Source organism: Pseudomonas sp. MWU16-30323, assembly GCF_020515595.1.
Lineage (GTDB): Bacteria > Pseudomonadota > Gammaproteobacteria > Pseudomonadales > Pseudomonadaceae > Aquipseudomonas > Aquipseudomonas yamanorum.
Window position 1 is genome coordinate 1 of the sequence record NZ_JAIWYM010000048.1, and the last position, 25,920, is coordinate 25,920.

The 25,920-nt window shown below is 64.5% G+C and carries 14 protein-coding genes; 10 read left to right on the forward strand and 4 right to left on the reverse strand.

The features are described 5' to 3' along the window. Positions 1–66: 66 nt before the first annotated feature. Entirely contained in the window at positions 67–663 is a 597-nt protein-coding gene (locus tag LIY45_RS29175) for a type II secretion system protein GspJ (protein ID WP_226478464.1), read from the reverse strand. After that, positions 656–1,108 (reverse strand): type II secretion system minor pseudopilin GspH, encoded by a 453-nt coding sequence (gene gspH / locus LIY45_RS29180; RefSeq protein WP_226478465.1) that lies wholly within the window; start codon positions 1,106–1,108, stop codon positions 656–658. The genes LIY45_RS29175 and gspH overlap by 8 nt, the downstream gene beginning before the upstream one ends. 85 nt (positions 1,109–1,193) lie before the next feature. Here gspH and LIY45_RS29185 point away from each other — a divergent pair, with 85 nt between their 5' ends. Further along, positions 1,194–1,625 (forward strand): type II secretion system protein N, encoded by a 432-nt coding sequence (locus LIY45_RS29185; protein WP_017475330.1) that lies wholly within the window; start codon positions 1,194–1,196, stop codon positions 1,623–1,625. Here the strand turns inward: LIY45_RS29185 and gspI are convergent. Beyond that, positions 1,612–2,010 (reverse strand): type II secretion system minor pseudopilin GspI, encoded by a 399-nt coding sequence (gene gspI, locus LIY45_RS29190; RefSeq protein ID WP_226478466.1) that lies wholly within the window; start codon positions 2,008–2,010, stop codon positions 1,612–1,614. The genes LIY45_RS29185 and gspI overlap by 14 nt on opposite strands. A 148-nt stretch (positions 2,011–2,158) precedes the next feature. Between gspI and gspG the strand changes: the two genes are divergently transcribed. The 9 genes from gspG (at position 2,159) to LIY45_RS29235 (ending at position 25,367) form a co-directional block, all read left to right on the forward strand. Then, complete coding sequence (gene gspG / locus LIY45_RS29195; protein WP_226478467.1) at positions 2,159–2,596, forward strand: type II secretion system major pseudopilin GspG; 438 nt, start codon at positions 2,159–2,161, stop codon at positions 2,594–2,596. An 8-nt stretch (positions 2,597–2,604) separates the two neighbouring features. Continuing rightward, a complete protein-coding gene (gene gspK / locus LIY45_RS29200; RefSeq protein WP_226478468.1) occupies positions 2,605–3,552 on the forward strand; it encodes a type II secretion system minor pseudopilin GspK in 948 nt (315 codons plus the stop codon). Further along, positions 3,549–4,661: a type II secretion system protein GspL gene (gspL, locus tag LIY45_RS29205; RefSeq protein ID WP_226478469.1), complete on the forward strand. Its 1,113-nt coding sequence runs from the start codon at positions 3,549–3,551 to the stop codon at positions 4,659–4,661. Before gspK ends, gspL begins: the two co-directional genes overlap by 4 nt. Beyond that, the gene (gene gspM, locus LIY45_RS29210) at positions 4,654–5,178 is read left to right on the forward strand and encodes a type II secretion system protein GspM (RefSeq protein WP_226478470.1); all 525 of its coding nucleotides are present in this window, start codon (positions 4,654–4,656) and stop codon (positions 5,176–5,178) included. The genes gspL and gspM overlap by 8 nt, the downstream gene beginning before the upstream one ends. Next, positions 5,175–7,484 carry a type II secretion system secretin GspD gene (gspD, locus tag LIY45_RS29215; RefSeq protein ID WP_226478471.1) on the forward strand — a complete coding sequence of 770 codons (2,310 nt, stop codon included), beginning with the start codon at positions 5,175–5,177 and terminating at the stop codon, positions 7,482–7,484. The genes gspM and gspD overlap by 4 nt, the downstream gene beginning before the upstream one ends. Positions 7,485–8,320: 836 nt before the next feature. Further along, complete coding sequence (gene gspE, locus LIY45_RS29220; protein ID WP_226478472.1) at positions 8,321–9,745, forward strand: type II secretion system ATPase GspE; 1,425 nt, start codon at positions 8,321–8,323, stop codon at positions 9,743–9,745. Beyond that, a complete protein-coding gene (gspF, locus tag LIY45_RS29225; protein ID WP_226478473.1) occupies positions 9,745–10,956 on the forward strand; it encodes a type II secretion system inner membrane protein GspF in 1,212 nt (403 codons plus the stop codon). Before gspE ends, gspF begins: the two co-directional genes overlap by 1 nt. Before the next feature lie 482 nt (positions 10,957–11,438). Then, positions 11,439–12,602: a substrate-binding domain-containing protein gene (locus LIY45_RS29230; protein WP_017475322.1), complete on the forward strand. Its 1,164-nt coding sequence runs from the start codon at positions 11,439–11,441 to the stop codon at positions 12,600–12,602. A 201-nt stretch (positions 12,603–12,803) separates the two neighbouring features. After that, positions 12,804–25,367 carry a filamentous hemagglutinin family protein gene (locus tag LIY45_RS29235; RefSeq protein ID WP_226478474.1) on the forward strand — a complete coding sequence of 4,188 codons (12,564 nt, stop codon included), beginning with the start codon at positions 12,804–12,806 and terminating at the stop codon, positions 25,365–25,367. A 54-nt stretch (positions 25,368–25,421) separates the two neighbouring features. Here LIY45_RS29235 and LIY45_RS29240 read toward each other — a convergent pair. Further along, the coding region (locus LIY45_RS29240) for a hypothetical protein (RefSeq protein ID WP_226478475.1) at positions 25,422–25,920 on the reverse strand (499 nt) is incomplete at its 5' end.

A 25,920-nucleotide genomic window follows, 5' to 3' on the forward strand; every position in this document is an offset into this window, starting at 1 on the left:
CGTAAGGGCGGAACCCATACAAGCCATCACCCAAATAACGGATATGTACACGCCCCCCAAAAAGCCCTACCGCAAGGGCCCAAAAACCTGCCGATACCGCTCCACCCCCTGACCCGTCTCCCGCACGAGAACCACCTCAACCCCCAGCGGTTCCTCCTGCCGATTCCCACTCAACTGCCGCCACCCTTTATCCCAAACCCGCACCTGCAAATCCCTGACCTGCCCAAGCACCGCCACCGCATCCCTGGGTGCCGGCAGCGGATACCGATCCCGCGCCGGTGCCGCCGCCCGATACAGCGTGTCCCCCTTGAGCCACCACCGCACCCGCTGCAACCCATCCCCGGGAACCGGCGCGCCCCGGATCACCTCCAACCTAAACCCCTTGCTATCCGAACTCCTCACCGACACCGCCGCCAACCCCCCAGGCTTCGGCGCGTCATCGCCAACCGGCGATCCCAACTCAACCCCCGCACGCAAACTCAGGTCCAGCTGCATCTGGTTCAGCGCCCGCAACAGCACCTCCGTCTCCTCACTGCTGGCCTGCAAGTGCTGATCAGCCCGGGTCACACTGTCCAGTCCGCGCCAGGCAATCACACTGACCACCGCCATCAACATGATCGCCACCATTACCTCAATCAGCGTAAAACCCTTCTGGTCACTCATGACTCACCACCCGCAACAACCCCGCGGTATCCCGTTGCAGACTCAGACTGTGTTGCCCATCCGACAGCACCACCCGCATCGGCGGGTTCACCCATTCAGCATCCAGCACCAGGTGCTTCCCGGGCTCGATGCGCACCTGCATCGGCGTGCTGTCCCAGGCCCGCGGGCGCAGTTGCTGATCGCCACTGAAGTCCTCCAACCCCAACCCATCATCCGTCACGCGGCTAAAGCGAAACCCCTTGGCATCCGCCTTCCAGGTAATCGCCCGGCCATCCGCGCGAGCCTCGGCCTGGGCCACCTGCAGCAACTGGCTCAAGCGTTCCGCGTCCTTGCGCAGCAGGTGCAGCGGATCAGGCTTGATGCTCAGGCTGATGGCCGCACTGGCGATGCCGATGATCACCAACACCACCATCAGCTCGATCAACGTGAAGCCCTGCTGTTTCATTTTTTGCTCCCTGATCAACCGCTGAAATAAAAAGGTGTGAATTGCCCTGTAGCCTGAGGCAACGGACAAACAGGAGGTCCCGCCCATGGCATTCACCCATCGTTTTTCACCCGCCCATGGCGTCCAGGCCTTGGCGTTGCTGGCAGCGCTGGCAGGGGTGGCGACCTGGACGCCGTTGCTGCTCACGTCGGCCGAGTCCCACACCCCGCAGGCCGCGCCCCAGGCATTGGTCGCCCGCAGTGACAACCCTGCCGTGCAGTGGTTTTCCAATACCCCGGCGGTGATGCAGATCAAGGTCTCCGGGGTGCTTGCCGGTGCCCGTGGTGCGGTGGCTATCCTCAGCCTCAACGACGGGCCGCCCCGCAGTTTTTTGTTGGGTGAGCGGCTAAGCCCCGGCGTGCGCTTGACGGCCATTGAAGGCGATAGCGTGGAGATCGAGCGCGGCGCGGAAAAAATCCGCGTGCCCCTCGACAAGTTGCCCGACGGCCCGGCCTTGCCCAACCTCACTCGGCAGTAACCGCGCGCTTCACCGGCGGGCGCCCCATCAAGGTTTCCAGGCGCGCCAGGGGGGGCGCTTCACGGGTCGCGTCCAGCACCCGCACGCTGACTTGGAGCAGGCGACCCTCCGGCCCGTTGTTGATGGTCTGTTCGCAGCGCAGTTTCAGCCGGCCCTGGTCGCAGTCGAAGGTCATGCGCCCGGGGCTCACCCGACCTTCCAGGCGCAGTTCCGCCAGGCGACTCTGGGCCGCCAGCAGCGCCATCGACTTGTCCCGCAGCAGGCCGTTGCTGGTGGTCATCAGCCCGGCCACGCGCACGGCCGCCGCCATGGCCACGGCGATGATCGCCAGCGCCACCAACACTTCAATCAGGGTGAAACCTTGCTCGTTGCGGGGGCCGCCCATGGCGTACTCAAAACCGGGAATCAGGCCCGCAGACTAGCCCCCGGAGTTGACCGATTGGCGACCAAAGCTCCCGAGGATTTTCAACATGACTGACATGTGTTCTTGCAACACTGCGCCACGAAATGCACTCAAGCCAAGGAATGTCGAGATGGATATCGCACACTTCACCTCCCCACGCAGGCAGCGTGGTTTCACCTTGATCGAGATCATGGTGGTCGTGGTGATCCTGGGGATTCTGGCGGCGCTGGTGGTGCCCAAGGTGCTCGACCGCCCGGACCAGGCGCGGGCCACGGCCGCCAGGCAGGACATTGGCGGGCTGATGCAGGCCCTGAAACTCTATCGCCTCGACCACGGTTCGTATCCCAGCATGAACCAGGGCCTGAAGGTGCTGGTGGAGCGCCCGGCCGACGCGAAAAACAGCAACTGGCGCGCCTACCTCGAGCGTTTGCCCAACGACCCGTGGGGCAACCCTTATCACTACCTCAACCCAGGGGCCAACGGCGAAGTGGATGTGTTCTCCCTCGGCGCCGACGGGAAACCCGATGGTGACGGCGTGAATGCCGATATCGGCTCCTGGCAGCTGTAAGGTCGGCGATGAACAGCCATTCGCCCCCAGCGGCGAAGCAGCGCGGCATGGCGATTATCAGCGCCTTGCTGATCGCGGCCGTGGTTGCGGTGATTGCCGGTGCCATGCTCACCCGGCAAACCGTGTTCACCCGCAGCCTGGAAGCCGAACAGCGGCGTATCCAGGGTCAATGGTTGTTGAATGGCGGCCTGGAAATCAGTCGCCAACTGCTGTGGGACGCGCGCCGCCAGGACGTATTGACCCGGCTCGATCAACCGTGGGCACGCCCCCTCGGCGGTGCTTTTGAGGGGCGCATAGAAGACGAGCAGGGCAAGTTCAACCTGCGCAATCTGGTGACCCAACAACACCCGGACGCCGTGCAATTGCAGAGCTTCGAGCGCCTGTGCCAATTGATCGGCATCGACCCGGCCGTGAGCCGCCGCATCAGCCGGCGGGTGATCGACTCATACGACCAGCGTGAGGTCACCGCCTCACTCACCGGCGGTTTCAACAGCAGCCGCGATACCTCGCCCGGAGCCGCGGCGCCATTGGTTCCAGCCAAGTACCCGATGCTGCGCAGTCTCACTGACCTCAGTGGTATCGAAGGCCTCGACCCGCGCCAACTGCGGCGCATGGCGAGCTACGTCAGCGTGCTGCCCGGCAATACCTGGGTCAACGGCAATACCGCCAGCGCCGAGGTGCTCAGTAGCGTGGTGCCGGGGCTCAGCCTGTCGCAGGCCCAGGCCCTGGTGGCCGAGCGCGATGGCGGGCGCTGGTTTATCAATCGCGGGGATTTCGTCAATCGGTTGCGCATGCCACAGGTTGCGGTGGACACGGTGCAGGTGGGGATCACCAGTGAATGGTTTCGCGTGCAGGGGCAGGTCCGTCGCGAGCAGCGTCGGGTCACGCTGGAGGCGTTGCTGTATCGCCCCGAAGACCGTCAACCCCAGGTGATCTGGTCGCGGGTGGGCGTATGAAGCGTTTGCGAATCGGCTTGCCGCCACTGGATGAACTCACCACCGAGAGCCAGGTGCCGTTCGCCTGGCTGGACCGCGCCGGGCAGGTCAGCCAGCAAGGCCAGGGCAGCCTGGCGCAACTGGCCAATAACCCGGCGGCGTTTTTTCTGCACCCGCGTGACAGCCTGCTGACCAGCCTGGAGCTGCCGCAATTGCCCTCCGCCAAGGTTGACGACGCAGTGACGTGCGCGGCCCAGGCATTGATCCTGGGCCCGTTGGAATTGATGCATGTGGCCCACGGTCCACGGGAAAGCAGCGGACGGGTGCAGGTCGGCTGGTTGCCCAAAAGCAGCCTTGAACACCTGGGCCGGATAACCACCCAACTGAAAATCAAAGTGCGTGGCCTGTACCCGGCGCCGTATGCGTTGCCAGTCAGCGAGCCAGCGAGCGCGGCATTCAGCGACGGGCATTTGCTGCTGCGCCTCAGTGTCCAACAGGGTGCGGTGCATCCATTGGGACAGCCCGCGCTGGATGATCTGCTCGCCACCGGCTTCGATGTCCATCAAGTGACCGGCGAGGCTCGTTGGAGTGGGCCATTACCGGGCTGGGGGTTGCACGGTCGGCTTCAGCAGGCGGCCACCGGTGGCTGGGGCAGGGCGGCGGCTTGCACGGCGCTGGCGGTCGCCATCTGGACCCTGGGCCTGAACCTCTACGCCGCCCGCCAGGTCGACGAAGGCCAGCGCCTCAAGGCGCAGATGAGCCAGCAAGTGCGCCAGGCCTTTCCCGAGCTGCCGGTGATTCTCAACCCGTTGCAGCAAGCCCGTCAGCAATTGGCCGCACGCCAGAGTGGCGCGGCGGCTGAGTCGGGCCAGCGCTTTACCGGCTTGCTGGCGCTGGCGGGTAGCAGCCTGCCGTCCATGGCGGGCAGCGTCGAGAGCCTGAGCTACGAGCAAGGCCGTTTGCAGGTGAGCCTGCTGCCCGACACCCGCAGTCCGGCGCTGGCGGCGGACGCGCAGGCGCTGCTGGCCCAGGCCGGGTTCAGCGCCACCCGCGACGACCAGGGCTGGACCCTCGGCCCGCTCGCCGAGCGCGTTGAAGCCGATGCAGACGATGAGGCCGAAGATGAATAAGCGCTGGCAGCTTCTGCGCAGCCAGGCCCAGGTGTTCTGGAATGGCCTGGCCGTGCGTGAAAAACGTCTGCTGGTGGGCGCCGGCCTGGTGTTGGCGGGGCTGCTGACCTGGTTGCTGTTGATCCAGCCGCCGCTGAAGAAGATCGATTACTGGCAAGCCGAAACCCCGAAACTGCGCAGCCAGGCCGAGGCCTTGCAGGTGCTGCTGCAAGGCGTCTCCGCAGCCCCGCGCAGCCGTGATCTGGAAACCGCCTTGCACCAGTCCCTCGACAACGCCGGGCTGGAGGGCCGCTATCACTTGCAGGCGCAGGACGCCGGCAGTTGGCGCCTGACCTTCGAGCAAGCCCCGGCGGATGCCGTGATCGACTGGCTGCTGGCCAACCCCCGGCCGTTCTCCCTGGACGTCTCCGAGGCCCGCCTGCAACGCGCCGGCGCTGCCACCCCTTCAAACTCGGCCGGCACCTTGTCCGGGACCGTTCGCATGGATCAGGCGCCTGGCGCTAAGGAAGCTTCATGAAGTGGTCATTGCCCAACGCTGCGCCTTATCGCAAGGTCGCCCCTTTGCTGTTGCTGGCGCTGGGAGCGTGCAGCCACCCCCAATCGCCCACACCGCTGTTGGTGGACAGCGAACTCGGCCAGCCCCTGGCCGACACCCGGCGCAGCGGCGACACCCCGCTGGACCGCCAGCGCGAACCGCTGCCGCCACCCCGAGTGCAACACCCGGTGACCAACAGTGCCCGCAGCCACGCCGCCGCCCCGGCGAAGGCGCGCAACCCACTGGGCGATCAGCCGGTGCAACTGAACTTCGTCGACGCTGATATCCAGGCCGTGGTGCGCGCCTTGTCCCGCGCCACCGGCCAGCAATTCCTGGTGGACCCACGGGTGAAAGGCAACCTGACCCTGGTCAGCGAAGGCCAGGTACCGGCGCATCAGGCCTACGACATGCTGCTGGCGGCGCTGCGCATGCAAGGCTTCAGCGTGGTCGACGTGGGCGGCGTGGCCCAGGTGGTGCCGGAGGCGGATGCCAAGTTGCTGGGCGGGCCGATCTACAGCGGCGCCAACCCGGGCGGGCAGGGCATGCAAACCCGTACCTTCCGCCTGCAATACGAAAACGCGGTAAACCTGATCCCGGTGCTGCGTCCCATCGTGTCGCCGAACAACCCGATCAACGCCTACCCCGGCAACAACAGCATCGTCATCACCGACTACGCAGAAAACCTTGCACGGGTGGCACAGATCATCGACGGCATCGACACCCCGAGCGCCATCGACACCGACGTGGTGAAGGTGCAGAACGGCATCGCCGTGGACATCGCCGCCATGGTCTCGGAACTCCTCGACACCCAGGGCGCCGACCAGACCCAGAAGATCAACGTGATCGGTGACCCGCGCTCCAACTCCATCATCATCCGCGCCGGCAGCCCGGAGCGCACGGAACTGGCGCGCAACCTGATCTACAAGCTCGACAACGCCCAGAGCAACCCGAGCAATATGCACGTGGTGTACCTGCGCAACGCCCAGGCCGGCAAGTTGGCGCAGTCCCTGCGGGGGTTGCTCACTGGCGAGAGCGACACCGGTACCAGTGACAATGCGCGGGGCAAGTTGAGCAGCATGGGCGGCAACACCCAGACCGGCCAGGGCAGTACCCAGAACAGCAGTGGCACCCCCACCGGCAGCGGCACTGCCCAGCCCAGCGGTTACGGGCAAGACACCAGTGCCACCGGCGCCTCTTCCTCCAGCGACCAGAACACCGCGTTCAGCGCCGGTGGCGTGACCATCCAGGCGGACGCCACCACCAACACCTTATTGATCTCCGCGCCGGACCCGCTGTATCGCAACCTGCGGGAAGTGATCGACATGCTCGACCAGCGTCGCGCCCAGGTGGTGATCGAGAGTTTGATTGTCGAAGTCAGCGAGGACGATGCCAGCGAGTTCGGGGTGCAGTGGCAGGCGGGGAACCTGGGCGGGAAGGGTGGCTTTGGCGGGGTGAACCTGGGGGGCAGCGGCTTGAATGGAACCTCCACCAGCAAGACCAGCATTGATGTGCTGCCCAAGGGTTTGAACATCGGGCTGGTGAACGGCACGGTGGATATTCCCGGGATCGGCAAGGTGCTCGACCTCAAGGTGCTGGCCCGGGCGTTGAAGAGCAAGGGCGGGACCAATGTGTTGTCGACGCCGAACCTGCTGACCCTGGATAACGAGGCGGCGAGTATTTTTGTGGGGCAGACGATTCCGTTTGTCACCGGCAGTTATGTGACCGGTGGTGGCGGCACCAGTAATAACCCGTTCCAGACGGTGCAGCGGGAGGAGGTGGGGCTGAAGCTGAACGTGCGGCCGCAGATTTCCGAGGGTGGGACGGTGAAGCTGGATATTTACCAGGAGGTCAGCAGTGTCGACACGCGGGGTTCGGTGGACGCCGGGACGGTGACGAACAAGCGGGCGATTGATACGAGTATTTTGCTGGATGACGGGCAGATCATGGTGCTCGGGGGGCTGTTGCAGGATGGGTACAGCCAGGGTAATGACGCGGTGCCGTGGTTGTCGGATATCCCGGGGTTGGGGGCGTTGTTCAGGAATGAAAAGCGCAGTGTGACGAAGACCAATTTGATGGTGTTTTTGCGGCCTTACATTATTCGCGACAGTGGGGCGGGGCGCAGTATTACGCTCAATCGCTATGAGTTTATGCGCAGGGCCCAGGGTGGGTTGCAGCCGGAGCGCAGTTGGGCGATGCCGGATGTGCAGGCGCCGCAGTTGCCTTCGGTGGATAAGGCGATTCCCGAGGCGCAGGGTGTTAGGGCGGTGATTCGGGCGGTGCCGCGGTGATTTGGGTTTTGGATGGGGGGCATATCCGTTGCTGCGGTAACGGCCACCTATGGTTCCGCTCTTACAGCGGGTCACTTTTGGCAAACGCCCCAAAAGTAACCAAAAGGTCTTTGCCCCACCACTCGGTGCCTCGCCTAGGCTCGGCATGCCCGCACTCCGGCCCGATTCCGCGGGCCGCCGCGACGGGCCATCCATGGCCCGGCGCGGCTAAATCGGCATCCCTGCCGATTTACCCGCTCCACCGTGCCTACTTGCGGCCATCGTGGTTAACGGGGCCCGCAGATCAAGATCAAAAGCAAAAGCACAGCGGCCTACCGGCCGGCTTGAGTGTTAAAAGCAGAGGCAAGATCCAGAGCGAAAACAAAGCTGCTTTTCTGTGGGAGCTGGCTTGCCTGCGATGCAGACAACTCGGTGCATCAGGTACACCCAGTTGATGCTATCGCAGGCAAGCCAGCTCCCACATTTGACCGTGCCCGCTTTAGCTTTTGATTTGGCTCTTCAACACTCAAGCCGGCCTGTAGGCCGCTGTGCTTTTGATCTTGATCTTGATCTTAGGCGCCCCGTTAAACCACGCTGGCCGAACGCAGGCTTTGGAGCGTGGGTAACCCGGCAGGACGCCGGGTTAGCCGCGCTGGGCCAAGGATGGCCCATCGCGGCGGCCCACGGTCCAAAGCCGGAGTGAGGGCACACCGAGCCTAAGCGAGGTGCCGAGTGGTGGGGCAAGAGCGTTTTGCTTACTTTTGCGCTTTTCAAAAGTGAGCCGCTGTAAGAGCGGAACCCATAGCAGCCGTAACCGAAGGAATGGATATGTACTCAACCAAACGAAGCCCAAAAGCATGAGCCTCCTGCCTTACGCCTGGGCCAAGTCCCAACGCATCCTCCTTCACCCGGGACCCCAGGGCCCGACGCTGACCATTTGCCCCTCAACCCCCGGCTGGTCCATCAGCGAAGTCCACCGCCAGTTCGGCCAGACCCCCCTCATCCAGGTGCGCGACGACGAACTCGACGGCCTCCTGGCCAGTGCCTACGCCTACGCCGACACCGGCAGCGCCGCCGCCGTGGTGGGCGCCGCCGAAAACGAAGTCGACCTCGACCGCCTCATGCAAGACATCCCCGAAATCACCGACCTGCTCGACACCCAGGACGGCGCCCCGGTGATCCGCATGATCAACGCCTTGCTCACCCAGGCCGCCCGCGACGAAGCCAGCGACATCCACATCGAACCCTACGAAACCCACTCCGTGGTGCGCTACCGCGTCGACGGCACCCTGCGTGACGTGGTGTCCCCGCGCAAGGCCCTGCACGGCGCCCTGGTCTCACGCATCAAGATCATGGCCCAACTCGACATCGCCGAAAAACGCCTGCCCCAGGACGGCCGCATCGCCCTGCGCGTCGCCGGTCGTCCCATCGACATCCGCGTCTCCACCGTGCCCACCGGCCACGGCGAGCGCGTGGTGATGCGCCTGCTGGACAAACAAGCTGGCCGCCTGCAACTGGAAACCCTCGGCATGGACCCCGCCGTCCTGGGCAAACTCGACAGCCTGATCCGCCAACCCCACGGCATCGTGCTGGTCACCGGCCCCACCGGCAGCGGCAAGACCACCAGCCTCTACGCCGCCCTGGCCCGGCTGGATGCGAGCACCAGCAACATTCTCACCGTCGAAGACCCGGTGGAATACGACCTGCCGGGCATCAGCCAGATCCAGGTCAACGCCAAGATCGACATGACCTTCGCCCTGGCCCTGCGGGCGATCCTGCGCCAGGACCCGGACATCATCATGATCGGCGAAATCCGCGACCTGGAGACCGCACAAATCGCCGTCCAGGCTTCCCTCACCGGCCACCTGGTGCTCGCCACCCTGCACACCAACGATGCCGTTTCGGCGGTCAACCGCCTGATCGACATGGGCGTCGAACCGTTCCTGCTGGCCTCATCCCTGCTCGGCGTATTGGCCCAGCGCCTGGTGCGCCGCCTGTGCCCGCACTGCAAGCAGGAAGACCCGGCGGCGCCCGGCACCTGGCGGCCGGTCGGGTGTGCGCAGTGCAACCAGATCGGCTACAGCGGCCGTACCGGTATCCATGAGTTGTTCTGCATTGACGACGAGCTGCGCGGCCTGATCCACCAGGGCGCCGGCGAGCAGGACCTGAGAGCCGCCGCACGCCGCGCCGGCATGTTCAGCATGCGCGAAGACGGTGAGCGCTGGGTGCGCAGCGGCGCCACTGCCCCCGAAGAAATCCTGCGCGTAACACGGGACGCCTGATGAACCGATACCGCTACGAAGCCGCCGACGCCACCGGCAAGCTGGAGTCCGGGCACCTTGAGGCAGACAGCCAGAGCGGCGCCTTTGCCAACCTGCGCAGCCGAGGCCTGACGGCCTTGCAGGTGCAGATCGAGAACAACAACCCGCACGCCGGCGGCGGCAGCCGGTTCGGTGCCAAGCTCTCGGACAATGACCTGGCCTGGGCCACGCGGCAGCTGGCGAGCCTGCTCGGTGCGAGCCTGCCGCTGGAGGCCGCGTTGAGCGCCACCGTGGAGCAAGCCGAAAAAAAACACATTGCCCAGACCTTGAGTGCGGTGCGCGCCGATGTGCGCAGCGGCATGCGCCTGGCCGATGCATTGGCCGCGCGGCCCCGGGATTTCCCGTCGATCTATCGGGCCCTGATCGCGGCGGGGGAGGAGTCCGGCGACCTGGCGCAAGTCATGGAGCGCCTGGCCGACTACATCGAGGAACGCAACAACCTGCGGGGCAAGATCCTCACGGCGTTTATCTACCCGGGCGTGGTGGGGCTGGTGTCCATCGGCATTGTGATTTTCCTGCTCAGCTACGTGGTGCCCCAGGTGGTCAGTGCGTTTTCCCAGGCGCGCCAGGACCTGCCGGGGCTGACCTTGGCGATGCTCAATGCCAGTGATTTTATCCGCGCCTGGGGCTGGCTGTGTTTTGCCGGGATCGTGGGTAGCTTCTGGAGCTGGCGCCTGTACCTGCGCAACCCTGTGGCGCGGTTGAACTGGCACAGTCGGGTGCTGCGCCTGCCGCTGATCGGGCGCTTTGTGCTGGGGCTCAACACCGCGCGTTTTGCCTCGACCCTGGCGATTCTCGGCGGGGCCGGTGTGCCGTTGCTGCGGGCGTTGGAAGCCGCGCGCCAGACCCTGTCCAATGACCGCCTGAGCCAGTGCGTCACGGACGCCACCGCCAAGGTGCGCGAGGGTGTCAACCTGGCCCCGGCGCTGGCGGTGGAAAAGGTCTTTCCGCCGGTGCTGATCCACCTGATCGCCAGCGGCGAAAAAACCGGCTCCCTGCCGCCGATGCTCGAGCGTGCGGCGCAAACGCTGTCCCGGGATATCGAGCGTCGGGCGATGGGCATGACGGCGTTGCTTGAACCCTTGATGATCGTGGTGATGGGCGCCGTTGTGTTGGTCATCGTCATGGCGGTACTGCTGCCGATCATCGAAATCAACCAACTGGTGACCTGACTGCTGACGAAACGCGGTCAACACTGTGGGAGCTGGCTTGCCTGCGATAGCGGTGTGTCAGTCGCCCAAGATGCAAGCTGACCCGCCGCCATCGCAGGCAAGCCAGCTCCCACATTTCAACTGCGTTTCTTCAAGTCTATTTTCGCGCGCCTGGCATGCGGGTCCCAACCTCGGGTTCCTCGTTCTGTCATTTTTCAACCCCTCGACACGGTCCGTGCCGCCTCCAGCCCGGCACTCGAAAGCCGCGCTGAAACCCCGCTGTCACCTCGCCTCCAAACCGTCCAAAAGCATGACCAAAACACCCGAGAATCTTTTTAAAAATCAAGCCGTTCCTCCCGAGGTTTTTTCCTTTAGCTGTCATCGGATGCTGCGAAATTTCATACCCATGGCCTCACCCCTGGGTACCCCCCGGAACACAGCCCGGGACCGAAGCCATAGCGTCATCTACCCCAACGTACAAACACGACGAAAGGAGCTTCTTCATGTTTAAGCGCAACGTTCTCGCGGTATCCATGACCCTCGCTGCACTGTGCTCGGCCCAGGCTGCCATGGCAGACATCAACGGCGGCGGCGCCACCCTGCCACAACCGCTGTACCAGACCTCCGGCGTATTGACTGCCGGTTTCGCCCCGTACATCGGTGTGGGCAGCGGTAAAGGCAAACTGGCGTTCCTGAACAACGACTACAGCCAGTTCGGCACCGGCACCAAGAACGTGCACTGGGCGGGCAGCGACTCCAAGCTGACCTCGACTGAACTGTCCACCTACGCCTCCACCAAACAAGCGGCCTGGGGCAAGCTGATTCAAGTGCCTTCGGTCGCCACTTCAGTTGCCATTCCATTCAACAAGGCCGGTACCAACGCGGTTGACCTGAGCGTTGATCAACTGTGCGGCGTGTTCTCGGGCCGCATCACCACCTGGGACCAACTCCCGGCTACTGGTCGCACTGGTAACATCGTGGTGGTTTACCGTAACGAAGCCAGTGGCACCACCGAGCTGTTCACCCGTTTCCTGGCGGCCAAGTGCGTCAATGAGTCCAAGAAGTTTGTGGTCACCACCAACTTTGCAGACAGCTTCGGCGTGCCGGCAGGTGCCGTGCCTGCCGTCACCAGCCAAGGCGTGATGGACGCGCTGAACGCCGGTGATGGTCGCATCACTTACATGAGCCCGGACTATGCCGCTCCTACCTTGGCCGGCCTGGATGACGCCACCAAAGTGGCCAAGGTCGCCGGTGTTTCTCCAGCCCCTGATAACGTTTCCGCTGCCATTGCTGCTGTGCCAGTACCGGCGGCTGCCAACGTCGCCAACCAGAACGCCTGGGTACCGGTGTTTGCTGCTGCCGCCGACGCCAATGACCCAAGCGTCGTGCCTTACCCAAGCACCGGCTATCCAATCCTGGGCTTCACCAACCTGATCTTCAGCCAGTGCTACGCCGACGCCACCCAAACCTCGCAAGTGCGTGCGTTCTTCACCCGTCACTACGGTGCCAGTGCCCTCAACACCAACGACAACGCCATCAAGGCCAACCGCTTCGTGCCGCTGCCAACGGCCTGGAAAGCCGCGATCACCAGCAACTTCGTCACCGCCACCAGCGCGCTGAGCATCGGCAAGTCTGATGTCTGCAACGCCATCGGTCGTCCGCTGTAAACCACGCTTTACCGACCGGCAACACCCGATCAGCAACGGCCTGTGCCGTTGCTGATTTTTTGCGTTGGCGGCCGGGCTAGCAGCCTTACATGAACTTTCCATGACAGAAGTTCAGTCCCGCCCCTCGCCAACCGCCTAACTCCCATACGTGACGCACGTCGCCAGTTCCCCATGGGCACTAACAAAGAAGGAAGCTTCCTGATGGTCCGCTGCAAACCACCGGTCAACCTGAATGCCCAAGGCCCTGGCGGCCAGACGATCCTGCGCCTCAAGCCACTGGCCCACGCGATTGCCTTGTTCATGGTGGCAGGCAGCGCCCACGCGGCGACAGCGTTCAGCTCCGGCTGGTTTGCCGACAAGGGAGCCTCCCAGGCGGCGACCGCAGCCCGCCTCAGCGGGGCGCAGGTGCCGGGGATTCCGTCGTTGAATCAGCAGGCGCGGGCGAACCAGCAGCTGTCACGTTCCATCAGCACGCTCAACAACAGTGTCGCGGCGATTGCGGCCCAGCAAGCGGCACAAGCGGCAGGCCGGCAAGCGGCGCTCGGCCAGGTCTCGACGATTCCCGACGGCCTCGGCAAGGGCGGCTTGCAGGTGGACAACAGCCTGACCCAGGGCTGGACCAACGCCAAGGGCCCGACCCAAAGCCAGTCCGGTGGCAAGACCACCGTCAGCATCGAGCAGACCGCCGACAAGGCGATCCTCAACTGGGAAACCTTCAACGTCGGGCGCAACACCACGGTCGATTTCCAGCAGCAGTCGAATTGGGCGGTGCTCAACCGCGTCAATGATCCCAACGCGCGCCCCAGCGAAATCCAGGGCCAGATCAACGCCCCCGGCACCGTGATGATCATGAACCGTAACGGGGTGATCTTCAGCGGCAGCAGCCAGGTCAATGTGCGCAACCTGGTGGCGGCGGCTGCCACCATCAGCGATGACCAATTCACCCAGCGCGGGATTTATGTGGATGCCAACGGCACCCAGCCGACCTTTACTGACGCGGCGGGCAAGGTCGAGGTGCAGCGCGGCGCGTTGATCCAGACTCACAACCCGGCCACCTCCACCGACGCCGGTGGCTATGCCTTGCTGCTGGGCTCGGAAGTCGAGAACGCCGGCAGCATCATCACCGCCAAGGGCCAGGCCACCCTGGCCGCCGGCGACAGTTTTTATATCCGCAAGGGAGTCGGCACCACCGGCAACGACCGTTCCACCACCCGTGGCAATGAAGTGGCCACCGGCCTCAAGGCCGGCAGCACGTCGGGCAAGGTCAGCAACAGCGGCCTGATCATGGCGTCGACCGGCGACATCACCCTCACCGGGCACCAGGTGCAGCAGAACGGCGTGGCCCTGGCCAGCACCTCGGTGGATACCCGCGGCACGATTCACTTGCTCAACGCCGCCAGCGATGCCACCGGCAGCGTGACCCTGGGCGAGGGCAGCACCACGGCGATCCTGCTGGACGCCAGTGGCAGCACCGCCCTCAACAGCCAGAAGGACAATGGCCTGAGCAAGCTCGACGGCCTGCCCGCCAACCTGATCACCGGCCCGTTCAACAACCTCAGTGCAGTGGCCGACCGCACCGACCAATCGCGGATCGAGATCGTCAGCGGCGGCACCGTGGACTTCCAGACAGGCTCGATCACCCTGGCCACCGGCGGCCAAGTGGCTGTCAGCGCCAGCCAACGCAGCCTGGTGCGCGACGGCGCGATGATTGATGTGTCTGGCGCGATTGGCGTCAAGGTGGCGATGGAAGCCAACAACATCAAGATCAACGTGCAGGGCAACGAGCAGCGCGATGCGCCGGTCAACCGTGACGGCGGCCAATTGATCAACAACGACGTATGGGTCGACCTGCGGGACCTGGTGTTCGTCCCGGCGGGCACCAACGGCTATGCGACGGACCGCTGGTACACCGCTGGCGGGCTGCTGGAAGTCGGCGGTTACCTGGGCACCCAGGGCCACTCGATCGGCGAGTGGATGGCCCAGGGCGGCACCGTGACGTTCACCGGCAAGGACGTGGTGACCCAGCAGGGGGCCCAGGTCAATCTGTCGGGCGGTACCGTCGATGTGCAGGCCGGCTACATCCGCCAGACCTGGCTCAAGGGGCCTGACGGCCAGCTCTATGAACTGTCGAAAGCCCCTGCGGACATTCTCTACGCCGGGATCTACAAAGGCTTTGAAGACACCAGCGCCCGCTGGGGCCGCAGTGATTTCTACTACAACCCGCTGGTGGCCCAGCAAAGCCGCTACGAGGCGGGCTACACCGTGGGCCGCGACGCCGGCAAGCTGGTGGTGGGCACCACCAACGCGGTGCTGGAAGGCCAGTTGATCAGTGATGTATTCCAGGGCGATCGCCAGACCCAGGCCCCCACTATCAACCTTGATGGTTATCAGCAGTCACAGCAGGCCATGGCCCAGCGGGCGCAGTTGATCATTGGCCAGTACACGCCGGTCTACAACAAGGCCAACGGCACCTTGCGCTACGCCTTGACCCCGACCATCGACCAGGTGCTGATCGAGAGCGCCACGCAAAAAATCGCCGACGGCCTGGACCTGGCCACCGCGCTGCCGACCGAACGTCAGGGCAAACTGGTGCTCGACAGTGACCTGCTCAATGGTTACCGGTTGGGCGCGATCAAGGTCGGCGCCAAGCAGCAGATTGACGTCAATGGCGCACTCAAGGTGGCGGACGGCGGCGACATCACCCTGTTCGGCCCTGTGGTTTCAGTCAATGCCAACCTCACGGCCCACGGCGGCAGCATCAACGCGGGCAACCTGTTGAATCAGGTCGACCTCAATCGCTCCAATGTCGTCGGCGACGTGATTCTGCCGGGCACCGGGCGGCTCGATGTGGCCGCCGGGGTCAGGCTGGACAGTTCCGGGCGCTGGAATAATCTGGCGCTGGACCCATCGGCCACTGACGGGGTGGCGTATATCAACGGTGGCAAAGTGTCGTTGCGTAGCTCTGGGGACGTGAACCTCGCAGCGGGCAGCCGGGTGGACACGTCGTCCGGGGCAACCATCGGCCTGGATGGCAAAGTCCGGGGCGGCAAGGGCGGCGACGTGACCGTGGGCGCGCTGGTGGCTTTGGACCTGGGTGCTGAGATTCGCGGCTATGGCGTCAACGCAGGCGGCACCTTGACCTTGCAGGCCAACCAGGTGCAGATCGGCGAGAGCCCGCAGGCGGCGGACGCCAAGACCTTGCAGTTGGCCGGGGATTTTTTCACCAAGGGTTTTTCGGCCTATGACATTACCGGCAACGAAGGGTTGCTGGTCACCGACGGCACTCAGGTTGATGTGAGCGTGCCGGCCTACCGGCTCTCGGAGCAGGCCGCCACGACGCCGGGCGGCGGCGATGCGGCCAGCGTCATGGAACGCTGGACCCCGCCGCTTTACCAGGAAGACCCCAGCAAGGGCGTTCTCACCCAACGGCGGGGCGCCAGCCTGACCCTTTCCGCCGGCCACCTGGAGTCGCCTGCGACGCAATTGCCGACAACGGCGCTGGACGTCGGCAAGGGCGCGGTGATCAGCGTCGACCCGGGCCAGGCGATCAATCTGCGCAGCATCGGCCAACTGACGGTCGACGGCACGCTCAATGCCTGGGGTGGCAGTGTCAACCTGAACGGCCTGACCACGCGAGCGTTCGAGCAAGCCAACGCGATCGGCCACGGCCGCTCCATCTGGCTGGGTGAAAACGCACTGATCGATGTCGCCGCCCGGGCCGCGACCGCCGTGGACAATCGCGCAAGCCAATACGGGCTGGTCCGCGACGGCGGCAAGATCAGCCTCGGGGGCGAGGTCAACCTGAGCACCGGGACGGTCACGGCCAGTGACCTGTTTGTGGTGGTACGCGAGGGCGCCCGGCTGGACGCGTCGGGCACGCAAGCCGTGTTGGATGTACCGGGGCAGGGCGCAACCCGGGTGGCCAGCAATGGCGGCAGCATCAGCCTGGCGTCCAACAATGGCTTGTACCTGGACGGCAGTCTGGTCGCCCGGGCCGGCGGTGCCGGCGCAGCGGGCGGCAGCCTGAACGTGGCGCTGGACAGCCCGTATTACACCAAGAGCAGTGTCACGGACCGGGTACTCAAGGTGCGCGAACTGGTGCTCGGCCAGACCCATCAGGCCCACCCGCTCGCCGGCACCGCCGCCGACGCAGCCGACAGCCTGGAATACGGCCATGCTCGCCTGGGTGTAGACCAGGTCAGTGCGGGCGGTTTCGACAACCTGGCGTTGATGAGCAACGGCCTGTTGAGTTTCGACGGCGATGTGTCCTTGGCCATGGGCCAGGGCCTGCGCCTGTACAGCGGTGCCTTCAACCTCAGTGAGGGCGCGGCGGCCAATGCCCGGGTGAATCTGTCGGCACCCTACCTGCTGCTGTCCGGCATGGATTCGCCGGCCCGGGAGTTCTACGTGAACCCGGTGTCGGTGTTGCCGTTACCATCGCTGCGCGCCACCGAGGCGCAGTTCGATGCCAGCGCCAGCTTGATCGATGTGCGCGGCAGCGTGTTGTTTGGCAGCAAGGGCAAACTGCGCCAGGCCGACGACAGCCTGGTGGGCCTTGAGCGTCGCGGCTTTGATCAGGTCAACCTGACCAGCCAGGGCGATCTGCGCTTCCTGGCGGGCGCCAACCCGGACGGCGTGGCCTTGAAGGTCAGCACCCAGTTATTGACCCAGGGCGATATGACCTTGCGCGCGGCGCAGTTGTATCCGGCCACGGAGGTCGGTGCGCGGGTCATTGCGGGCTACTTGAGCGAATTCAACAGCCTCAACATCACGTTCGACCCGCTGCGTACCCTGACCATTGGCCGTACCGGCAGCACGGATACCGCGGTGCCTTACTCGGCATTCGGGCGCCTGCAACTGGGCGCCGCGACGGTGCGGCAGGGCGGCGTGGTACGGGCGCCCCTGGGGTTGATCGATATCGGCACCATGGGCAGCAGCCAGGTGCAATTGCTGCCGGGCAGCGTGACCTCGGTGAGTGGCAAAGGCCTTGTGCTGCCGTATGGCGGCACCCTGGATGGCCAGGTCTACACGTACAACGGCAAGACCGTGACGTTTGTCGGTCAGGGCGGGCTGGTCAACCAGAACGCGGAACTCAGCGTCGGGGTGATGCTCGGTGGCCAGTCGGTGCAGGTGCAGCCTGAGGCTACCCTGGACCTGTCCGGCGGTGGCGAGTTGCTGGGGGCCGGGTTCGTCTCCGGGCGTGGTGGTTCTACGGATGCGCGCTACAGCCCGTTGGTGCAGTTGGGTGCCAATGGCGGTTTTGTGTTGCCGGGCCTGGGCACCAACCCGATTTACGCCATCGTGCCCGGCGTGCAGCCCGGCGCGGCGCCGGTGGCGCCGGAGAAGGGGGCGGTCGATCCGTTAGTGGGCCAGCAGGTCACCATCGGCGCCGGAGTGCCGGGGCTGCCGGCGGGCACGTATACCCTGATGCCGTCCACCTACGCCTTGATGCCCGGCGCTTTCCGCGTCGAGATCAACGGTCTGGCCGGGCTCGGCAGTGATGCCGCCACCCAACGGATGCGCAATGGCTCCTGGTCCACCGCCGGGCGCTTGTCCATCGCCAACACCGGGATCAGCAACAGCGTCGCCAGCCAGTTGATTTTGACCTCGGCCGATACCTTGCGCCGCTATTCCCAATACAACGAAACCAGCTACGCACAATTCGCAATCGCCGACGCCGCGAAACAGGGGGTGCCACGCCCGATGCTCGCCGTCGACGCCAAGACCCTCAAACTGGCCTTGCGGCCCGGGGGCGGCGCTGATGGGTTTTCGTTCCAGGGCATAGGCCGTTTTGAGGCAGCGGCGGGTGGCTACGGTGGCGCCGTGGCGGTGATTGATCCAAGCAAACGCGGTATTGAAGTCGTCGCGGCGGGCAGCTCCGCAACCACCGGCTTCAACGGTATTACCTTCAGCGACGACAGCCTCAACGCCCTCGGGGCCTCGCGCCTGATGGTGGGGGGCATGACGGCGGTGCAGTATGGCCAGTCCGGCAACTACATCGTTCTGGCAGGCGGTACCCATCAGGCCGACAGCGCAATCACGCTACGGGAAGGCGTGACGCTCGCCGCGCCGGAAGTTTTTCTGTTGAGCGACACGAAAGCGATCGTTCTGGAGCAAGGGGCGTCCATCAACACCATTGGCCGTGGCCAGGCCAGCTACGATGCCCGTGATGGGTTTATCTACAAGGTCACCAATATGCTGGCGGTGTCCAACGGCTTGCTCAATGTCATTTCATCCGGTTCGGCGTTTCCCAGCGGCGGGATCAGGGTCGGGGTGTGTGACACGGGGGTGTGCAGCGGGCAAACCGGGCTGTACTCCGAAGGCAGTATCGTGGCGCTGACCAACAATACCTTCCAGCTCGGCGACCAGGTGCGCTACGGCACCCGCCACCTCAACCTGGGGGTCAACACCATTAACCTGGGCAGCGTGGAAGCCCTGGCGGCTGCCGCTGCGGCCAATCAGTTGCCCGCCGGCCTGACACTCACCCAGGCGCTTCTTGATCGCCTGCTCAAGGGGGATACCCAGTTCGGTGCGCCGGCCCTGGAAACCCTGCAGCTCTCGGCGCGGGACAGTTTCAACTTCTACGGCAGTACCTCCCTGGACACCTATGACCCTCTGACGGGTAAATCGCGGCTGAGCAACCTGATGCTCTCCACCCCGGCGATCTACGGTGCCGGTGGCGCTGGCGACGTGGCCAGCATTCATACCGCCAACCTGATCTGGCAGGGCGCGACCACACCACCGGGTAGCGTGATAGGCGGCGGGGCGGGCACTGGCAGCGGGCGCCTGGATATCAACGCCGAGCGTATTGAGTTCGGCTACGGCGCCTTTGCCCAGACCAATACCGTGAGCAGTTTCGACCGCCTGGCTTTGGGCTTTGCCAGCGTGAATCTCAATGCCAGCGAGCGCATTACCGCCAACCACAAGGGCAGCCTCTCGGTGTATCAGAGCCAGGGCGCCTATGACCCGGTGAAGGGCTTCCAGTACAGCGGTGGCGACCTGAATATCATCACGCCGCTGATGACCGGCGAAGCCGGTTCGGTGAACCGCATCACCGCAGGTGGGGCGATTGATCTTGCAGCGTCCACGGGCGTGCGGGGCAAGGCCAACGGCCAGGGCGCCGAACTGTCCCTGCAAGGCGACAGCATTCGCCTGGCCACGGCGGTGGTATTGCCCAGCGGCAAGGTCAGCCTGGGGGCCCGGGGCGATGTGGTGTTGACCGACGCGGCCATGGTCGATGTGGCCGGTCGCGCCATCGTGTTCAACGATGTGACCCAGTACGGCGCGGGCGGCACTGTGCTGCTGGACAGCGGCAGCGGCAATATCCTGCAGGCCGCCGGCTCGACCATCGACCTCTCCGCCAAAAACAACCAGGCCGGCAAACTGCGGGCGGTTGCGGTGGACGCGGCGAGCGGTATCGTCGACCTGCAAGGCACGATCCTCGCCGGCAGCAGTGGCTATTACGATGCGGGCGGGACCACGATGCCTTATGAAGCCGGCACCGTGGAAATCCAGGCCCAGCGCCTGGGCAGCAGCGGCTCCCTGGACCAGCAGTTCGCCGACCTCAACCAGCGCCTGAATCAAGGCCAGGTGTTCGGCACACGCAGCTTCCAGCTCAAGCAGGGCGACTTGACCATCGGCAATGGCCTCAAGGCCGGCACCCTTAACGTCTCCGTGGACAATGGCAGCCTGCGGGTCACCGGCCTGGTGGATGCCAGTGGCGAGCGCGTCGGCAGCATCAACCTGGCCGCCAAGCACGGCCTGACCCTGGACGGCGGCGCGGTGCTCGACGCCCATGGCAGCCAGCTGCGGGTGGACAGCTACGGCAAGATCATCGACTCGCCCAACCGGGCCTTGGTGGTGCTCGGCTCCGGCACCGGCCAGCTGACCCTGGCCGATGGCGCACGCATCGACCTGCGTCACGGCACCGAGGCGGTCCAGGGCAATGACGGGCGTAACCGCGGCACCCTGGAACTGAATGCACCACGGCTGATCAACGCCGACGGCTCCAGCAACGACATCAACATTGATGCCCATGGCCGCCTGACAATCCAGGGCGCGCGTTCGATCGCCCTCAACGGCATGATCAGCTACGACGATGCGCCACTCGTTACTGACCCGACGGCCAGTGGGCGGCCTTACCAGCAGATCGACCAGGCCTACCTGGATGGCAAGCATGTGCTGAGCACGGCTTTTATCAACGGTGCATTGCTCAACCAGAACCTGCTGCAAAACAAACTTGCCGGGCTTAACAACTCAACCTATGCCGATGCCTTCCACCTGCGGCCCGGGGTGGAAATCGTCAGCAAGACCGCGGACGGTGACCTGGTGGTGCAGGGCGATCTGGACCTGTCCGGCTATCGCTACGCCAGCCTCAACCCCAACAGCCAGAAAACCTCGGTGTATGGCTCCGGTGAGTCGGGCAGCCTGACCCTGCGCGCCGGTGGCGACCTGAATATCTACGGCAGCATCAACGATGGTTTTGCGCCGCCGCCACAGACCGTCGATGACAAGGGCTGGGTGTTGTTGCCGGGCATCGACTTTACCGGCGGCACGATCATCGTGCCGGGTAACGGCATCACCCTGGCGGACGGCACGACTTTCCCGGCGGGCACCGTGCTCAACTACGACCTGCCGATCAAGGCCGTGGGCGTGGCCGCCGGTACGCGCCTGCCGACCCGAGCGACGCTGAACCAGGACCTGACGCTGCCTGCCGGTACGGTGCTGGCCGCAGCGGTGTTGGACAGCGCCGGCAATCTGCTGTTTGCAGCTGGCACGTTATTGAGCCAGGCACACACCCTGGCGGCCGGCTCGCAGCTGGACGCCGGCAGCCTGCTGACCCAAAACACCCAGCTCAGGGCGCTGACCTGGCCCAAAGGTGTGCCGTTGCCGACGAATTCTCAGGCGATCAACCCATCGTTCAACGTCGTGACGCTCAATGGCGACATGCCGCTGTCGCGCGGCGCGTTGATTCCTTCCGGCACCAACGTCAAGTTGCCGGGCGGGGCTGAGTCGGTGGCGTTGCGCCCGGAAGTGGCGGGGCGCCAGGGCAAACTGTGGGCTCTCTCGCCGATGCTGGCCGAAGGTTCGCAATCCTGGTCGCTGCGGTTGGTGGCAGGTGCCGACACCGAGGCGGCCGACAGCCGTATCCTGCAAGCCCATCCGCGCAGCGGCGACCTGCGTTTGGCCGACAGCCACTACGGCATGTTTGCCAAGGAAATGCCCGCCAAGGGCAAGTTGACCTGGACCGCCTTTGCGGTGGAGGACTTTGCGGCCAATGGGGTGGTGGTCAAGGAAGGCGATCCGATCGACCAAAAGACCCTGGACGATTTCGGGCTGGGTTCGATTGATGATTTCTGTGCAGGCAACCCGGCGTACTGCGCAGTCAAAGTGGGCTATGTCTGGACCGAATTCGGCGCCAAGGACCTGGCGGACAACGGGATTATCGTCACCGTCGGAACGCCGATCGAGCAAAGCATCCTGGACCAGTTCGGTATCCCTTCCATCGATGAGTTCTGCGCAAGTTCGCCCGCCTACTGCCTGGCCCAGAGCGGCAAAGAGTATGCGGCGACCCCGTCCAGCAGCCGTTTCAGTGTAATTCGCACCGGCACGGGCGACCTCGAGCTGCTGAGTGCCGGCAACTTGAGCATGGACTCCCTGTACGGGGTCTACACCGCCGGTACATCGTCCACCGCAACCGGTGCCGGTGACCCCTACAACCAGCCCAAGGCCCTGAACAGCGGCAAGACGGTGCTCAACGATACCAACAGTTATTTTGAACAGTTCGTCAATGGCTCATCTGACAGTCTGTACCGTGCCTGGTACCCGGAGGCGGGCGGTAACCTGAGCGTGAACGTGGGGGGCAACCTGACCGGGAATATCCTGGGCGGCGTCTTCAATCCCAGTCGGCCCAACCCCTTGGATAACGGTATCGACTCCGCCGATGTGGCCAACTGGCTGTGGCGCCAGGGCAGCGGCACGGTGAACACCGGTGGGCAGGCGCAGCCGACGGCCTGGTGGATCAATTTCGGTAGCTATACCGCCAATGCCTCCAAGGCTGATGCGTTTGTCGGGTTTACCGGTTTCGGCACCCTCGGCGGCGGTAACGTGGATGTACAGGTAGGCGGTGATGCCGGTGTGCTTCGGCGCATGGACGGCAATCAAATGTCGGCCTCTGCCAACCCGCGCAGCCAAGGGCTGGTGCTGGCGGTTGGCAGCACCGGGCGGGTTGCCGCTGATGGCAGCCTGCAGTTGACGGGCGGTGGTGATTTGCGGGTGCGTATCGGTGGCGCCCTGAACCCTGGCAGCGTGGTTGATGTAAACGATCAGAACGGCCAGTTGGTGAATATCCGGGGCAATGCCCAACTGCAAAGCGGAACCACGGGCAGGATCGACCTGACCTACGGCAGTAACAGCTCAGAGCAGAGCCCGGGCGAAACCCGCGCATTCGATCCGTTCCAGGCGACCCGTGGCCGGGCAGTGGGGGGCATCACCCTGGTGCCGGGTGATGCCACCTTCAACCTGGCGACTTTGGGTGATCTGGTGCTGCAGGACGTGATCGATCCGGGCCGTGTCGTCCTGCTGAACAACTCATCGTTTACCCGTGGCGGGACGAGTGGGACCGGCGAAAGTTGGTTCTCATTGTGGACCGGGCACACGGCAATCGATCTGTATTCGGCAGGGGGCAATGTGACGCCTTATGTCTCCGGCACAGCGTCCGATCTGGCAACTGTCTACCCGTCAATTGTTCGGGCGACCGCGGCTGGCGGCAGTATTTATTACGGCAGCGCTGTGTTGGGGGACGCCGCCGATACGAGTCCGATCACTGCCTTGTTGCTCGCCCCCGGTGCCAGCAGCCAGTTGCAACTTCTGGCCCACGACTCGATTTATGCGGGCGGTATGTTTGTCACGCCTTCCGGCGCCGACCCCAGCATCATGGCCACACCTTGGCGGCCGGCGTTCGTCGGGAGCATTGGGGGGCAGGTGGTTGGCGATGGCAGCAACCTGTCGGAAAACGGCAGCTCGCCGGGTTCCATTCCGCGGCCTTTGTTTGCCTTTGGCTCTGCCACGGCGTCGGCAGCGGCTTATGCGCCAGCGGAGCCGTCGCGGTTCTATGCCTTGACCGGCGATCTGGTGGGCGTCAGCAGTGGACGGATCCTGACGTTTGACGCTTCCCCCTCGTACTTGCATTCGGGGCAGACCTGGTACGAAGGCAACGGGCCGGTGTGGATGATGGCGGGGCGAGATATTGTCAGCAGCGGTAGTCGGTTTAATACCGCCAGTGTCCTCGGTAGAGAAAACTCGACCGGCAACCTGTTCATCCACAACAACCCCGACGACATCTCCATCGTCTCCGCCGGGCGCAACATTCTGTACAGCAACTTCCAGGTTGCCGGCCCCGGTCTGCTGGAGGTGACGGCGGGCGGTAATATCCTGATGTCCGGGCGTGACCCGTCGAAGGGGGGCGAAGTCAGCATCACCAGCCTGGGCCCGGTTGTGGCGGGCGACAATCGCCCTGGCGCGGGCATCGTCATGCAAGCAGGCGTCGGCCCCAATGGGCCGGATTACCGGCGCTTTGTCGAGGCCTACCTTGACCCGGCCAACCTCGTCCAGCCAGGCGAACCCCTGTCGATCCAGGGTGGCAAGGTTGCCAAGACCTACGAAAACGAACTGGTCACCTGGCTCGCCGAGCGCTTCGGTTTCGTCGGCAGCAGCGAGCAGGCCCGTGCGGTTTACGCGGCACTGCCCGCCGAGCAGCAACGAGTGTTCGCCCGTGATGTCTACTTCGCTGAACTCAAGGCCGCCGGCCGTGAGTACAACGCAGTGGGCGGCGTGCGCCAGGGCAGCTATGTACGGGGGCGGGCGGCGATTGCCGCGCTGTTCCCGGACAAGGACGTGGCCGGCAACCCGATCACCTACAAGGGCGATATCACGCTGTTCGGCGGCTCCGGCGTGCACACCAATTTCGGCGGCTCGATCCAGATGCTGACCCCGGGCGGCGGGCAGACCTTCGGCATCGAAGGCGCGGCACCGCCGTCCACGGCGGGTGTAATCACCCAGGGCGCCGGCGATATCCAGTTGTATTCCATGGGCAGCATCCTGCTGGGCCAAAGCCGCATCATGACCACCTTCGGCGGCTCGATCATGGGCTGGTCCGGCGAGGGCGACATCAATGCCGGTCGCGGTTCCAAGACCACCGTGGTGTACACGCCGCCCAAGCGTGTCTATGACAACTGGGGCAACGTCACGCTGTCGCCAGCGGTGCCGAGCACCGGGGCGGGGATTGCGACGTTGAATCCGATTCCTGAAGTGCCGGCCGGCGACATCGACCTGATCGCCCCGCTGGGCACCATCGACGCGGGCGAGGCGGGGATTCGGGTCTCCGGCAACATCAACATCGCCGCATTGCGGGTGGTGAACGCGGCGAACATCCAGACCCAGGGCAAGTCGTCCGGGGTGCCGGTGTCGGCAGCGGTGAACACCGGGGCCATGACCTCGGCGAGCGCGGCCGGTGCGGCGGCGTCCCAGGCGGCGGAAGATGCCGCCCGCAGCCAGCAGGCGGCGGCCAAACAGGGCCGGGCGTCGATTGTCACGGTGGAGGTGTTGAGCTTTGGCAGCGAGCCGGTGCAGCGCAAATCGGAGGACGGCCAGAAGACCTCGGGCTACAACCCCAACAGCCCGGTGCAGGTGCTCGGCGCCGGGCCGTTGAGTGACCAGGCACGGGCGCGGTTGACGGATGAGGAGCGTCAGCAGATCAGTTTGTAGCTTTAGAAAAGGACCTCTCGTTGTATTTGGGGCGATCATTGATCGCCCCTTTTTTCATCTTGGGGCCCAGGCTTTTCGAAGTGGGATGGTGGCGCGGTCGAGTTCGTAGTCACTGAAACCGGGATGACAACGCAACATTTTGGGTGAGGTGTCAGGAGCCTTGTTTAGAGAGTCATCAAACGTCTGCATACCGATAGTAAGTGCGCTCGCCCCGGGCGTCGTAGTTGTAGGTTTCGCGGTGCAGCTCGGGGTTGTGCGGATTACTTTGACGATGGTCGCGCAGACGCTCGATGGCGTCGTAGGTGTAGTGCTCGTTGCCTTCGACACTCTTGCCGTGGCTCTGGCGAGGAAACGTCCGAGTAGGCCGTCATCCGGCAGCGGTTGGCGGGGATCGCTGCCCCCGCTGCGTTGGGTTTGGGTCAGGCGCTCGATGATCAGGTTGTCGCTGGCGTCGTATTGGTAACGCTTGCTTAGCAGAGGCAGTTCTTCGCGGGCGGCGTTTCTGTAGTGCAGGGCTTTCTGGCTGAGGCGGCCACAGCGGTCATAGCGGTCA

Coding starts and splice junctions, on each gene's coding strand:
- LIY45_RS29175 (WP_226478464.1), bottom strand. CDS start 663: ATGAGTGACCAGAAGGGTTTTACGCTGATTGAGGTAATGGTGGCGATC.
- gspH (WP_226478465.1), bottom strand. CDS start 1,108: ATGAAACAGCAGGGCTTCACGTTGATCGAGCTGATGGTGGTGTTGGTG.
- LIY45_RS29185 (WP_017475330.1), top strand. CDS start 1,194: ATGGCATTCACCCATCGTTTTTCACCCGCCCATGGCGTCCAGGCCTTG.
- gspI (WP_226478466.1), bottom strand. CDS start 2,010: ATGGGCGGCCCCCGCAACGAGCAAGGTTTCACCCTGATTGAAGTGTTG.
- gspG (WP_226478467.1), top strand. CDS start 2,159: ATGGATATCGCACACTTCACCTCCCCACGCAGGCAGCGTGGTTTCACC.
- gspK (WP_226478468.1), top strand. CDS start 2,605: ATGAACAGCCATTCGCCCCCAGCGGCGAAGCAGCGCGGCATGGCGATT.
- gspL (WP_226478469.1), top strand. CDS start 3,549: ATGAAGCGTTTGCGAATCGGCTTGCCGCCACTGGATGAACTCACCACC.
- gspM (WP_226478470.1), top strand. CDS start 4,654: ATGAATAAGCGCTGGCAGCTTCTGCGCAGCCAGGCCCAGGTGTTCTGG.
- gspD (WP_226478471.1), top strand. CDS start 5,175: ATGAAGTGGTCATTGCCCAACGCTGCGCCTTATCGCAAGGTCGCCCCT.
- gspE (WP_226478472.1), top strand. CDS start 8,321: ATGAGCCTCCTGCCTTACGCCTGGGCCAAGTCCCAACGCATCCTCCTT.
- gspF (WP_226478473.1), top strand. CDS start 9,745: ATGAACCGATACCGCTACGAAGCCGCCGACGCCACCGGCAAGCTGGAG.
- LIY45_RS29230 (WP_017475322.1), top strand. CDS start 11,439: ATGTTTAAGCGCAACGTTCTCGCGGTATCCATGACCCTCGCTGCACTG.
- LIY45_RS29235 (WP_226478474.1), top strand. CDS start 12,804: ATGGTCCGCTGCAAACCACCGGTCAACCTGAATGCCCAAGGCCCTGGC.